The organism is Streptomyces sp. NPDC043861, assembly GCF_056435905.1.
Map to the genome: position 1 here is coordinate 295,608 of NZ_JBWKDP010000011.1, position 13,543 is coordinate 309,150.

The 13,543-nt window shown below is 69.5% G+C and carries 8 protein-coding genes and 4 pseudogenes; 7 read left to right on the forward strand and 5 right to left on the reverse strand.

Going from position 1 to position 13,543, the window contains the following annotated elements:
- Positions 1 to 17 precede the first annotated feature (17 nt).
- Positions 18 to 484, reverse strand: a pseudogene (locus AC068D_RS25165) (tyrosine-type recombinase/integrase); the annotation flags it as partial.
- Here AC068D_RS25165 and AC068D_RS25170 point away from each other — a divergent pair.
- The 3 genes from AC068D_RS25170 (at position 438) to AC068D_RS25180 (ending at position 2,385) form a co-directional block, all read left to right on the forward strand.
- Positions 438 to 776, forward strand: a complete 339-nt coding sequence (locus tag AC068D_RS25170; protein ID WP_478825303.1) for a hypothetical protein — start codon at positions 438 to 440, stop codon at positions 774 to 776. The pseudogene AC068D_RS25165 and the gene AC068D_RS25170 sit on opposite strands and share 47 nt — an antisense overlap.
- On the forward strand, positions 769 to 1,056 hold the full coding sequence (locus tag AC068D_RS25175; protein WP_478825304.1) for a DUF7848 domain-containing protein: 288 nt from the start codon (positions 769 to 771) through the stop codon (positions 1,054 to 1,056). The genes AC068D_RS25170 and AC068D_RS25175 overlap by 8 nt, the downstream gene beginning before the upstream one ends.
- A 648-nt stretch (positions 1,057 to 1,704) precedes the next feature.
- Positions 1,705 to 2,385, forward strand: a complete 681-nt coding sequence (locus tag AC068D_RS25180) for a DUF6193 family natural product biosynthesis protein (protein WP_478825305.1) — start codon at positions 1,705 to 1,707, stop codon at positions 2,383 to 2,385.
- A 134-nt stretch (positions 2,386 to 2,519) separates the two neighbouring features.
- Here AC068D_RS25180 and AC068D_RS25185 read toward each other — a convergent pair.
- The 3 genes and pseudogenes from AC068D_RS25185 to AC068D_RS25195 form a co-directional block, all read right to left on the reverse strand.
- Positions 2,520 to 3,592 (reverse strand): annotated as a pseudogene (locus AC068D_RS25185) (tyrosine-type recombinase/integrase); the annotation flags it as partial.
- Between the two features lie 597 nt (positions 3,593 to 4,189).
- Positions 4,190 to 5,156: pseudogene (locus tag AC068D_RS25190) on the reverse strand (phosphotransferase family protein).
- A gap of 261 nt (positions 5,157 to 5,417) precedes the next feature.
- Positions 5,418 to 6,032 (reverse strand): YceI family protein, encoded by a 615-nt coding sequence (locus tag AC068D_RS25195; protein ID WP_478825306.1) that lies wholly within the window; start codon positions 6,030 to 6,032, stop codon positions 5,418 to 5,420.
- A 244-nt stretch (positions 6,033 to 6,276) separates the two neighbouring features.
- Here AC068D_RS25195 and AC068D_RS25200 point away from each other — a divergent pair, with 244 nt between their 5' ends.
- The 4 genes from AC068D_RS25200 (at position 6,277) to AC068D_RS25215 (ending at position 12,777) form a co-directional block, all read left to right on the forward strand.
- Positions 6,277 to 10,137, forward strand: a complete 3,861-nt coding sequence (locus AC068D_RS25200) for an endo-alpha-N-acetylgalactosaminidase family protein (protein WP_478825307.1) — start codon at positions 6,277 to 6,279, stop codon at positions 10,135 to 10,137.
- A 243-nt stretch (positions 10,138 to 10,380) separates the two neighbouring features.
- Positions 10,381 to 10,803, forward strand: a complete 423-nt coding sequence (locus tag AC068D_RS25205; RefSeq protein WP_478825308.1) for a polysaccharide lyase beta-sandwich domain-containing protein — start codon at positions 10,381 to 10,383, stop codon at positions 10,801 to 10,803.
- Positions 10,804 to 10,968: 165 nt separating this feature from the next.
- On the forward strand, positions 10,969 to 12,552 hold the full coding sequence (locus AC068D_RS25210) for an acyl-CoA carboxylase subunit beta (RefSeq protein WP_478825309.1): 1,584 nt from the start codon (positions 10,969 to 10,971) through the stop codon (positions 12,550 to 12,552).
- Positions 12,553 to 12,573: 21 nt separating this feature from the next.
- On the forward strand, positions 12,574 to 12,777 hold the full coding sequence (locus AC068D_RS25215; RefSeq protein ID WP_478825310.1) for an acyl-CoA carboxylase subunit epsilon: 204 nt from the start codon (positions 12,574 to 12,576) through the stop codon (positions 12,775 to 12,777).
- A 664-nt stretch (positions 12,778 to 13,441) separates the two neighbouring features.
- Here the strand turns inward: AC068D_RS25215 and AC068D_RS25220 are convergent.
- Positions 13,442 to 13,543 (reverse strand): annotated as a pseudogene (locus tag AC068D_RS25220) (ATP-binding protein); the annotation flags it as partial.

The following is a 13,543-nucleotide window of genomic DNA, read 5'->3' on the forward strand; positions in this document are numbered from 1 at the left end:
CAACGATGACGGCAACGTCAGCGGACGGCGGCTGTGGCGGGTGGGTCTCGGGGTCGTTCTCCGTCGGGCTGAGGGCCTTGCCGAGGGTGTCGATGGCCTGGCGCTGGAGGCGGAGCCGGACGTGAGCGTAGACGCCGGCGGTGACGCCGATGTGGGCGTGGCCGAGCAGTTCCTTGATGATGACGAGGTCGACGCCCTGTTCCAGGAGCAGGGTGGCGGTCGAGTGCCGGAGATCGTGGAATCGGATCGTCCGGAGTTCTGCGCGGTGGAGGAGGCGCCGAAAGCGCCGGGTCAGGTTGGTGGGGTCGAGCGGCCTGCCCTTCGGGGTGGTGAAGACGAGCCCGTTGTCCGTCCAGCCCGTTCCGGCTGCCTTGCGCTCTTCCTCCTGCCGTTCCTGGTGGATCTTGAGGGAGTTGATGCATTCGGTGGGAAGGACGATGCGGCGCTCGGAGGCCAGGGTCTTGGTGTTCAGGACGACCGGCCCCCGCCTGCTGCCGTGGACCACCCCCGACGGAAACCCCTGCTACCTCAGCACCGACGGCCACGGCTACCTCTCCACCCTCGCCGACAACATCGAGTCGGTACAGATCGGCATGGGCAGGGAACTCCTGGAGTACGCCCGAGACGCCATGGCCCCCGGCGCGAAGATCCTTACGGCCACCGAATACCGCTGGCTGGCTCGCCGGTTGACCGAAGCCCTCGCCGACGCGCTCCGGGTCGCCGACTCGCGCGGACAGCGCATCCCGGATCACGAAGAGGCGACCGAAGATGCCTGACTCCCCGAACGCCGGCGCACCAGTACGCGATGCCTCTCGGGGGCGCTACCGCTTCCGCGAATACCACGTGACCACCGTCCCCGACCCCCTGGCACTGCCAAGCATCGAGGCGGTCTGCGTCACCGGCGAAGAGCGCAACTGCGGTGCCACGTCAGGCACGCTGCACACCCCGGACGAGCTGACCCGCTGGATCGCCGAACACTGCGCCCAGAGCGGCCACGAACTGTACGAGCAGACCGTCCGCGCCCTCGTCCGTGCCGAGCCCGGTGCGTGGCAGTAGAGTCCCCCGCGCCAACAGCACGCCAGCGGCAACGCGACCCGTGCGGCCCGAGTCGCTGACGGCAGTAGCGACGGCAACGCCCACGGATTCCCCCGCACAACCACGGACACCAGCGGAACCCGAAACCACCGCTGATCTGCGAATACGCAGATAGAGAGGGGTCGCGTAGCACACGTACTATGTGCTGGCGGGGCAGACGCCGGTACTCGTTCACAACTGCAACGTGGCGCTCGGGCAGAAGGCGGAAGGCACCTATTCATGGGCGGACGGTAATGGGTTCAAGCGCTTTGGCGGCTATGCCCCTGACGCATGGCAGGGCCCAGTGGAGAACGCGATCCGGGACTCGTCGGTGACGCTTCATGTAAATCTCCGCGGCTTGGGCAACTTCACTGAATCGGCGAAGGCCGGGCTCCAGCCGGGAGCGTACGCCACTGATATGGAGATGGGCTGGATCGCCAGAGCTGTCGGTAATGGCGAACGGTCATGGTCCTCCATTAACTTCTATCGACCGAACGCGAAGGGGGCTCTTGAAAGAGTCGATGTCGCGGAACCAGATTGGGCGAGCTTCGGTAGGCTCCGGCCCTTCATATCGGATGCAAGGAAGTTCTGTGGCTGCTAGCAAAACGAACCGGAGGGGGGTTCACGAGCATGGATTCGCTTGACCCTGGTCTCTACCCAGACCTCTTCGCTGTGGGCGGCCTCATCTCGGCGATGGAGCTGGCGTCGGCAAAGAAAGATCTCGACCTGGGGCGGCTCTACAGTCACTATCCATCGGGACCTGGCCTGCTAGCCACGGCTGAGCTGAATTCGAGTCGCGGAAGGGCTTCTATTCAGCTCGGTAGCCAAAGCAGGACCTTCTACGTAGCAATCCAGGGGCAGGGATTCACATGGGCTGAGGGTGCCACTGATGATCTAGGCGATCTGATTGAGTCATTGGCTGCGTGGCGGGATGGTATTTCGGTGGATGACTTCACTGGAAGGTTCCCATTCATGATGCCGGGGCGGCTAGCGAGAGCCCACGAGTCGGGAGACTCGGTATCCGCTCAGTGGAATTGGTTGCGGACTGCTGGGGAGTTCTCCGAGGAGCGCCCGCTAGTGGAAGCGGCCTACGCAGATGGTCGGTTCGGCTATTTCTTCCCAACTCTCAGCCATGGAACGCTACGCCTTAGATCGGTGCGCCGAGAGCAAGGGGCCCAGGAAGTGAGCATTACTCCACTTTCTGAAGGTTCCTACCGCGTGGAGAATCCTCGATTGCTCGACCCGACGGTCGTAGATTCTTTAAGGGAGGCTCTTACTGTGGCTTCTGAAGCTCTCGCGAGTAACGGATGACACGTTCACTTCAGTAAATGAGGAGCCCCGCCGACCGACTATCGGGAGCGCCCAGTAATTACCCCAAAAGCCCCATCGGAATTTCACTCCGGTGGGGCTTTTGGTCATCGTGACGGTAGTAGTTGACGGCAACGTCAGTGGACGGGTGCTGCACAGACCGGTGGGTCGTCGCCATCGTTGGGCTTGGCGGTCGACTCCGAGCGGTCGCGGAGGGCGTGGCCGAGCAGATCGATGGCCTGTCGCTGGAGGCGGAGCCGGACGTGTGCGTACGCCGTCGCGGTGACGCCGATATGGGCGCGACCCAACAGCTCTTTGATGAGAACGAGTTCGACGCCCTGCTCTAGGAGCAGGGTTGCGGTCGAGTGCCGCAGGTCGTGGAACCGGATCGCCCGGAGGTGGGCGCAGCGGAGCAGCATGTTGAAGTGCCGTGTGAGGGTGGCGGGTTCGATGGGGTGGCCATCTGGGCGGGTGAAGACGAAGCTATTGTCCGCCCACTTTGCGCCGGCTTGCTGCTTCTCGAGGGTCTGCCCGTCACGGTGCGCGCGGAGCGAGGCGACGCAGGCGGCCGGGAGGGCGATGCGGCGTTCCGAGCGGCGGCGGATGCTGGCTGTGCCAGCGTCGAGGTCGAGATCGTCCCCGCGCAGACCGAGGAGTTCGCCCTTGCGGAGACCAGTACAACAGAGCGAGCTCGAAGAGGGCCTGAAGGCGGTGGTCCTGCGCTGCATTGAGGAAGGTGCGGGCCTCGTCGCCAGTGAGGGGGTTGAACCGGCGGGGTGGGGTGTGCCGGTGCGGACGTTGCGCGGGATCTCCTCCTCACGGACGGCGTGCTCCAGGGCCGACTTCACACGAGTGGATGTAGGCAAGCGTCAGCGGCGAGAGGTACTTGCGGCAGCACTTGCCGATGGCACAGCAGCGCGGTCGGCGGCCGGCCGGGGCGTCGGGCTTGCGGCGGGCGTCGATGCCGCGTGCGCAGCACTGGCAGACGGTCCGCAGTCCGTTCAGCCAGGCGCGCACGTCCTTCGCGGTGAGTTTGGCGAGCTTCTTCTTGCCGAGGCCGGGGATGAGGTACTGGGTGACGCAGGCGGTGTAGCGGGTGTGGGTGGTGTCGCGGAGCTGGTGGACGGCGATGTTCGCCAGCCATCAGGTAGGCGCCGACGCTGCCCTGGGCGGAGACCACGGGGACGCCGCGGTTGCTGGTGGCGATCTTCACCAACGGCGCTCACTGGTGTGCGTAGCTACCGAGCCGGAGTTGCAACCAAGGCCCGAGTTACTGGAGGACGACTTCACCGCCTTCGTAGCCCCGCTGCTGCCAGGCGAGTTGGCCTACCGGGCCTACCCCGGGGGCGTCGATACGCTCTCCGAGGTCACGGGTGAGGGTTTCTCACTCATGCTGGCGGACAGGGTGATGGCCGATTGGTGCGCCGTGGTACCGGACTCGGACGGGGTGAACAGGGCACAGTGGGAGAGCTCGGGGGAACCGTAGTCCGATAGCCGAGTCGCTGAACTGAAGCCCCCTCCAGGAAAGAGGGCGGATTCCAGAGGGCGTTGCAACGCGTGTTCGGTTGATCAGGCTGCGAGCAGTTTGTGCAGGCGCTCGGTTGGGGTTTTCCAGCCGAGCGTCTTGCCTGCGCGGCCGGAAGCACACGCTCCCCTCGGTGTGTGACAGGCATGGAGGGCCTGGAATGCCCCAAAGGGCATGACCTTCAGACGCCCTGAACGTGGAGCCCAGTTGGCTGACTGGCCGGTGGCCCCGGTCAGGATCGTGTCGTGCGCGTGCGCCGGCCTCTGGCAGAGCTCCCGCCCATCAGCCATACCGTTCGAAGAGCGCCTCGATGTAGTCCTCAAGCCGCCCCGCCACCAGCGCCGGCGTCAGGTCGTCCCTCCCCAGCTCCCGCCATGGCACCGCCACCTTCTCCGCGTCCGGTGCGCAGGCCAGGGCGTCGAGCAGGCGCCAGTGGAGATGGGCGGCGGGGTCCTCGGTGAGGGTCCCGCCGGCCGCGGCGTAGTGGTCGGTGAACCGCATTCCGGCATCGGAGCCGTGCAGCAAAGCCAGGGCCGTGGAGCAGCGGGCGACGTCCAGGTCGGTCGGTCCCCAGGAGGTCTCCACCCAGTCGACGACCCCGGTGATCCGTAGGTCGTCGCCCTCTCCGCCGAAGAGGACATTGCCCGGGTGGAAGTCCCGGTGCAGGAAGCGGGCCCTGGTACGGCGGGGCTTCGCGGCGGATCACGTCCACCGCGCGGCGCCACAGCTCAGGGCGGTGGGTGGCACCCGGGATGCGCACGCGGTCGGGCGCGGTCCACGCCTGGTACGTGCGGGGGCGGGCGTTCATGGGGACGTCGACCTCGTGGATGCGTACCAGCTGACGGGCCAGAAGCGGAGTCCGTCGTTCCCTGTCCGCCTCGTCCACCCGCACACGGCCCGGCAGGTGCGACATCAGCAGGGACGGGTGGTCGCAGTAGTCAGCGGTCGCGTCGACGTTGTGGAGCAGGGCTGCCGGGATGTCCGTCCCGGCGAGCAGGCGCAGGATGGCGGCCTCGCGGTTGAGGAGTCCTTCCGCGTGGCGGACGTAGAACTCCTTGACGAAGGAGCGCAGGACGAGCCAGTGTCCGTCGCCCAGGCCGGGGCCGGACACGTGCACACGTCGCATGTCCGACGTCCAGCCGCCGCGCAGTCGTTCCACGCCGTCGAGCCGTGCCGACAGGGGCAGTTGCTTCTCCACCCACGCGCGGGTACCGGCCCAGCCTCGATCGTCGATGGTTCCCCCGGTCATGCCGGCAGCCTAGCGCGGGTGATCGACGGGACGACCTGACCCGGAGTCGCCCCGCGTGCCGTCGTCGCCGTCGACGCGTGGGCCGGAGGAAATCGTCAAGCACCTTGCCTGAGCGGGAAGTTGGTGGACTCCGACTCGGTCGTCGCCGAACCCCGCGAGTGCATGCTCGGGAACGCCCGAGCGCCCGCCGCTCCGGATAGGGGGCCGGAGTGGCGGGCGCGCTCGTGGGGCGGTGCCGGGGGAGGGGGCCCGGCAGCCGGCTCAGGCCGCGGCCTTGACCGCCGAGATGTCGAAGTTCAGCTTCACCTTGTCGCTGACCATGACGCCACCGGTCTCCAGGGCGGCGTTCCACGTCAGGCCCCACTCGGAGCGCAGGATCTCGGCGCTGCCCTCGAAGCCGACGCGCTCGGCGCCGTAGACGTCGGTCGCGGAGCCGTTGAACTCCAGGTCGATGGAGAGCGGGCGGGTGACGTCCTTGATGGTGAGGTCGCCGGTGATGCGGTACTTGTCGCCGCCCAGTTGCTCGGCCTTGCTGGACCGGAAGCTCATGACCGGGAACTGCTCGGCGTCGAAGAAGTCGGCGCTGCGCAGGTGGCCGTCGCGGTCCCCGATGCCCGTGTCGATGCTGGCGATCTTGACGTCGATGACGGCGCTGGAGGCGGCCGGGTCGGAGCCGTCCAGCTTCAGCCTGCCCTCGTGCTCGCCGAAGGTGCCGCGGACGTTGGTGACCATGGCGTGGCGGACGGTGAAGCCGATGCTGCTGTGGGCCGGGTCGATGGTGTACTCGCCGGTCAGCGCAGCCAGGGCGGGGTCCACCTCGCTCGGGGCGGTGGCGGTGGCGACGGCGGTCTCGTTCTTGCGGTTGAACAGGCCCATGACTACTCCTCGGGGACGTGGTGGGCGGGCGGGGGAGTGACCTTCCCGGCCACTCGTTGAACCTTCAACGAGCTCCACCATAGAACCATTCCCGTTTAACTTTCAACATTTGCGGCGATCTTTTTGCGTGATGACGGAATCGCTCTGCGTCACTTGGACTTACCGGGCGCGGCTCTTGGACTGGCGGTGCCGCCGGCGTGCGACGTCGTTGACCGCGCCATGACGCGGCGACTACCCAGTCCCCATGCCGCTCACCAAGAGTCCCCGCGCCCTGTGCGCGGCGGCCGTGGCCATGGCCGCCGTCGCCTCACTCGCCGGACCTGCGAACGCCGTCGACGCGGCCCCGGCATCCGAACCGGACGCCGGGGCGCCCGTCCTCCGCTCGGGCCCGCTGGCCGTCGCCGTCGCCGAGGACTTCCCGCGCGTGCTGTCGTACACCGACCGGGCCACCCGAGCACGCCTCCTGGGCAGCACCGGCCCGGTCACCGAGGTGACCCTCAACGGCACCGCCCATCCGGTGCGGCTGAAGGCCCCGCCCGTGGTCACGGCCACGAGCGCCGCGTACACGCTCGCCTTCCCGGACCTCGCCGGCGTGGAGCTCGACGCAACGCTCTCCGTCTCCGGCCGCGCCACCACCTTCAAGGTCACCGCGGTCCGGGACACGGCGGAATTCCGGGTCGGCACCCTCGACATCCCCCGCCATGACCTCGTCTCGGTGGGAAGCACGGACGCGGGGGCCGCGACCGCGTTCACCCGGCTCGACCCGGACTCGACGCGCACCGCCGATGTGTTCGGCCGGGTGACGGAGGCGACCGCTCCCGAGCCCACGCCGGTCGGGGCCTCGTACGCCCTCGTCAACACGGGCGCCCTCGCCGCCGCCGTCGAGTCGAACTCCAGCTACGACAAGCCGTCCGGGGCCACGAACGGTGACGACGCCCGCTTCTGGCACCAGGCCCGCAAGGGCGCGGACGGCAGTGTCCGTGTCGGCGTCTGGTCGGGGCAGTGGACCCACCGGGGCGCGGGCGCTCCGGCTCCCGAGCGCGGCAAGGACCTGCCCTGGGCCAAGGTCGTCGTCACGCCCGACGCCAATGGGGACGGGAAGACGGACTGGCAGGACGGCGCCGTCGCCTTCCGAGCGATCGGGATCAGGGCACCGGGCAGCGACGACACCCCGGACCGGGTCGTCACCCACATCCCGTTCAACTTCGCCAGCCAGGCCACTCATCCGTTCCTGCGCACCCTCGACGACGTCAAACGGATCTCCCTGGCCACGGACGGCCTCGGGCAGCTCGCGATCCTCAAGGGCTACGGCGCCGAAGGGCACGACTCGGCGCACCCCGACTACGGCGGCAACTACAACGAGCGCGCCGGCGGTCTCCGCGACCTGAACAGGCTGCTGAGAAGCGGCCGGAAGTGGGGCGCGGCCTTCGGCGTGCACGTCAACGCCACCGAGTCGTACCCGGAGGCCAGGAACTTCAGCGAGACCCTGGTCGACAAGACGAAACCCGGCTGGAACTGGCTCAATCAGAGCTACTACATCGACCAGCGCCGCGACATCAACAGCGGTGATCTCGCCCGCAGGTTCCAGCAGCTCCGCGACGAGACCGACCGCAATCTGGGCTTCCTCTACATCGACGTGTACTACTCGCACGGCTGGATCGCCGACAAGACCCTTCAAGCCGTGCAGGCGCAGGGCTGGAACGTCGGCACGGAGTGGTCCGACAAGTTCGAACGGGCGTCGCTGTGGTCGCACTGGGCCAACGACCTCGACTACGGGGGTGCCACCAACAAGGGACTGAACTCCCGGATCATCCGGTTCATCCGCAACGGCGAGAAGGACATCTGGAACGACCACCCGGTCCTCGGCCGGAGCGCGCTCGAGGACTTCGAGGGCTGGACCGGCGAGACCGACTGGACGACGTTCTACGCCAACATCTGGGAACGGAACCTCCCCGCGAAATTCCTGCAGCAGCAGCGGATCACCCGCTGGGACGGGAACGACCTCTCGTTCACCGGTGGGCTGCGGGGAACGGTCGAGGACGGACGGCGGGCGTTCTACGACCACGGACGCAAGGTCCTCGACGGGAACCGCTATCTGCTTCCCTGGGACGGCGGGAAGAAGCTGTACCACTACAACAAGGCAGGGGGCACCAGCAGTTGGACGGTCCCCGCCGGCTCGTACACCGTCTACAGGCTCACCGACAACGGCCGGGTGAAGACCGGAACCGTCCGTGCCGCCGACGGCAGGATCACCCTGGACGCCAAGGCCGGGCAGCCGTACGTGCTCCATCCGGACCGGAAGGCGCCCCGGCAGGCAGACCCGCGTTGGGGCGAAGGCACCCCCGTCGACGACCCCGGCTTCAACGACAGCGAGCTCGGTGACTGGCGCACGAGTGGAACCGTCACGCGCGAGAGCGACGACCACGGCCGCAACGCCGCGCGCCTCACCGGCGCCGCGGTCGCGGCACTCTCCCAGCGTGTCACCGGGCTGAAGGCCGGCCGGCGGTACACCGCGTCCGCGCTCGTCGAGGTCGAGCCGGGCAAGGAGCGGCGTACGACCCTGAGCATCGGCGGCCGCTCCGTCACCGTCGAGCGGTCCGCGGTCGAGGACCAGGTCGCCGCGTCGGACCGGCACGGCAGCCATTTCCAGCGGGTGAAGGTCAACTTCACCGCGCCCCGCGGCGGGACCGCGACCCTGCGGATCGAGGCGGCGGCGGGGAGCACGGCGACCGTGCGCGTCGATGACGTACGGGTGGTCGCGAACGCCCCCGCCATCAAGGCCGGATCGGTCGTGTACGAGGACTTCGAGGACGTCGACCAGGGCTGGGGGCCGTTCCTCAAGGGCGACGCGGGTGGTGCCACCGACCCACGCACCCACATCAGCCGGCTCCACGCCCCCTACACCCGGGCGGGCTGGAACGGAAAGCTCATCGACGACGTGCTCTCCGGCGCCGAATCCCTCAAGTCCCACGAGGAGAACGCCGGTCTCGTCTACCGCACCGCGCCCTGGACCGTCCCGATGCGGAACGGGCACGCCTACCGGGTCGCATACGACTACCAGTCCAGCCACGCAGGCGCCTACGAGTGGATCACGGGCTACGACCGCGCCCGGGGCGGCCAGGTCGAGACCCGTGCCACACCCATCGGAGTCCTCAACACGACCGGTCACTTCGCCGAAACCGTCGTCGCGGGCTGCGGTGACACCTGGACCGGGCTGCGCAAACGCGCCGACGCACCCGACGGGGCGGACTTCGTCCTCGACTCCTTCACGGTGACCGACCTCGGAAAGGCCGCGCAGGCGCCCGCATGCGCCACCCTGAGCGTTGCGCCCGGGGCAGAGCCCTTGGAGCCGGGCGTACGCAACGAGGTCAGGACCGTCTTCACCAACGACGAAGCGACGGCCGCCGCCGAAGTCTCGCTGGGCCTGCGACTTCCCGAGGGCTGGACCGCCGAGCCCGACGGGCCCGTCTCCTTCGCGTCGGTCGCCCCGGGCGCCAGGGTCACGGGACGCTGGCAGGTCACCCCGCCGTCGGACGCCGAGAACGGCACGTACGAGAGGGGTTCGACGGCGGCGTACACCGTCGACGGCACGGCACGCACCCTCTCGGCCGTCACCTCCGTACGGACGCTGCCGCCTCGGCCCACTGCCGACGCCTGGGCGAGCGACCTGGACTGGACGGCCGCCGAGAACGGCTGGGGGCCGGTCGAGCGGGACCTGTCCAACGGCGGGACGGGCACGGGTGACGGGAGCCCGCTCAGGATCGGAGGCGTGGCGTACGAGAAGGGCCTCGGCAGCCACGCCCCGGCCAGGGTCCGCTACTACCTGGGTGGCAGGTGCACCTCCTTCACGGCGGGGGTGGGCGTGGACGACGTCCAGCCGTCGCGGGGCAGTGTGCAGTTCGCCGTCACGGCCGACGGCCAGGAGAAGGTGAAGTCGCCCGTGCTGAAGGCGACGGACGACGTATGGGGCCTGAGCGCCGATGTGACCGGAGCGAAGTACGTCGAGCTCGTCGTCGGCGACGGTGGCGACGGCAACGGCAACGACCACGCCGACTGGGGGAGCGCTCGCTTCCACTGCGCGCCCTCAGCTCCGCCGCGTACCTGAGTCCCCCTGCGTGCCGTGAGCTCCACCGCGCTCCCCGACTCTCACGGGCCGACCTGGGCCCGGGTGGCAACTGCCACCCGGGCCGGGAACGCGCACCCGCGTGGATCCTCCCCGGCGGTACGACGGCTCCGCGCACGGGGCGCGGGTGCGGTGCGGGGGCGTGGAGGGCGGCAACCGGCCGGCACCGCCGAGCGGCGAACGCCGTCGCCGCAGACCCCGAGGCCGGACCATGGGGCCGATCCGGTGAATGCTCCGTATGCGTTTGTTCTGCTGCCCGGCGTCTTCCGAGGGGACCGCCCGGCCCTCGGCGAGGACCCCGCCCGGCTGGAGATCTTCGACAACAGCGCCCCGTGCCGGGCGGTCGCCGTCCCCTCCCCCGGACTCGCCGCGGCGAACTTCTGGCGGGCCGGTACGGTGGGCGGACCGGCCGGGACCGCTCCGGCGAGCGTGCCCGTCCGGACGGCACCGCCCGGCACCGCCGCGCTGCACCTCGCTGAACCCGTGCGTTCCGGGGACCCCGTGGAGCTCGTCCGGCGCCGTCCGGTCCGGCGTGTCCTCCACCGTGCTCCGTCCGTCGAGCTCCTCGCCGAAGACCCCCCGCCGCCGCTGCGCAGCACCCCGGGAACGGGGAGTGCCGGCCATGACCGCCAGGTGACCGTCGCCTGACCTGCGTATGACGCCCTTGTCGGACCCCGACAATCCGGGGCACTCCCACGCTGGTGCTTCGGCTGTACCACGGAGAGGTTCTGTCCGAGGGTGACAGGAGAACGGTCGCGAGACTGTACGGAGTCAACGGCGGGATTTTCTTGTTCGGGTCCGTAGGGTCGTTACATGACCGTTTTGGACGAGACCGCCGGCGAGCCGACCGACACCCGCGGGCGTGTGGCAGAGCTGCACGCCCTTCGTGACGAGGCGCGCCGTGGCCCCAGTGACCGCGCCACCGAGGCGCAGCACGCCAAGGGCAAGCTGACCGCACACGAGCGGATCGAGCTGCTGCTGGACGCGGGCTCGTTCCGGGAGGTCGAGCAGCTGCGCCGGCACCGGGCATCCGGCTTCGGCCTGGAGGCGAAGAAGCCGTACACCGACGGTGTGGTCACGGGCTGGGGCACGGTCGAGGGCCGGACGGTCTTCGTCTACGCACACGACTTCCGGATCTTCGGCGGCGCGCTGGGCGAAGCCCACGCCACCAAGATCCACAAGATCATGGACATGGCCATCGCGGCGGGCGCCCCGCTGGTGTCGCTCAACGACGGCGCCGGCGCCCGTATCCAGGAAGGCGTCTCCGCGCTCGCGGGCTACGGAGGCATCTTCCAGCGCAACACCAGGGCCTCCGGGGTCATCCCGCAGATCAGCGTGATGCTCGGCCCGTGCGCGGGCGGCGCCGCCTACAGCCCGGCGCTCACGGACTTCGTGTTCATGGTCCGCGAGACCTCGCAGATGTTCATCACCGGCCCGGACGTCGTCAAGGCGGTCACCGGTGAGGAGATCACCCAGAACGGTCTCGGCGGCGCGGATGTGCACGCCGAGACGAGCGGCGTGGCGCACTTCGCGTACGACGACGAGGAGACCTGCATCGCCGAGGTGCGGTACCTGCTCTCGATGCTGCCGCAGAACAACCGCGAGAACCCGCCGCACGTCGCCACCGAGGACCCGGCCGACCGCCGTTCGGACGTGCTGCTCGACCTGGTCCCGGCGGACGGCAACCGCCCCTACGACATGCACAAGGTGATCGAGGAGCTCGTCGACGACGGCGACTACCTCGAGATCCACGAGCGCTGGGCGCGCAACATCATCTGCGCCCTGGCCCGGTTCGACGGCCAGGTCGTCGGCATCATCGCCAACCAGCCGCAGTCGCTGGCCGGTGTGCTCGACATCGAGGCGTCCGAGAAGTCCGCGCGCTTCGTGCAGATGTGCGACGCGTTCAACATCCCGATCGTGACCCTGCTGGACGTGCCGGGCTTCCTGCCCGGCGTCGACCAGGAGCACGGCGGCATCATCCGCCACGGCGCCAAGCTTCTGTACGCGTACTGCAACGCGACCGTGCCGCGCATCTCGCTGATCCTGCGCAAGGCCTACGGCGGTGCCTACATCGTCATGGACTCCCAGTCCATCGGCGCCGACCTCACCTACGCCTGGCCGACGAACGAGATCGCCGTGATGGGTGCGGAGGGCGCGGCCAACGTCATCTTCCGCCGCCAGATCGCCGACGCCGAGGACCCCGAGGCCATGCGTGCCCGCATGGTCAAGGAGTACAAGGCCGAGCTCATGCACCCCTACTACGCCGCGGAGCGCGGACTGGTCGACGACGTCATCGACCCGGCCGAGACCCGCGAGGTGCTCATCCGCTCCCTTGCGATGCTCCGCACGAAGCACGCCGACCTGCCGTCCCGCAAGCACGGCAACCCCCCGCAGTAACCCACGAGGAGAACACTGCAGATGACCATGCCCGCCGAGTCCCTGCTCCGCGTCGAGAAGGGCCAGGCCGACCCCGAGGAGCTGGCCGCGATCACGGCCGTCCTCCTCGCCCGCGCCGCCTCGCAGCCGGCCGACGCGCCGGCGCACCGCGGCCGCAGCACCGCCGGGTGGCGGCGCCTGGAGCGCCAGTCCGGCTTCCGCGCCCCGCACAGCTGGCAGGGCTGACACCCTCCCGACCGTGCCTCAGGGCCCCCGCTCGCCGTGTGCGAGCGGGGGCCCTGCGCAGTTTTCGGGCTGCGCGAGGCACCGCCCGTGCGCGGCCGCTCGTCGTACGCCGATCCGCCGATCCGGCACGGCTGTGCAAGCGGGGGCAATTCCCCGGCCCGGCGGCCGACGCCGGGTCCTGCCGCCTTGCCGCTCTGCCGCCCTGAGCCCGCGTTACGCGGGCCGGGCCCCTGCCACCCTGTGCCGGCCCCCGTGGCCGTTTCCGCGCGGGGCGTTCTCCGGTGGCGGCACGGAAACGCCCTGGGCCCGTGGCTGCCCTCCGTCGTCTGCCGCGTTGCCCGGGGAAGGGCCGGGGAGTGGACGGCCCGTTCCGCGGGGCGCACGCGGCGAGGGCGAAGGCGCTCGCGGTGCGGGACGGTCCGGACGGCCGGGAGCGGGCCTGCTCCCAGGCACTGCGGTCGTGGCGGGGACCCGTGGGCACGATCCCGTCGTGCTCGTCCTCGTACGCGTTCACCGGGCAGGACCGTGACGGCAGCTCCGTACCGCTTCCAGGACCTGGGGCGCGTCAACCCGGCGGTACATGGAGAAAGGCCCTCGCGCTCCGGGGGAGCGGGAGGGCCTTCTCGCGTACGGGACCGGGTGTACGGCGGCCTGCGACGACGACCTACCGCAGTCGTGCCATGAGTGCGTGTTCGACGAGGGTGATCAGCGCGCTCTTGGCGTCCGCGCGGTGGCGGGCGTCGGTGGTGATGATCGGGGTGTCGGG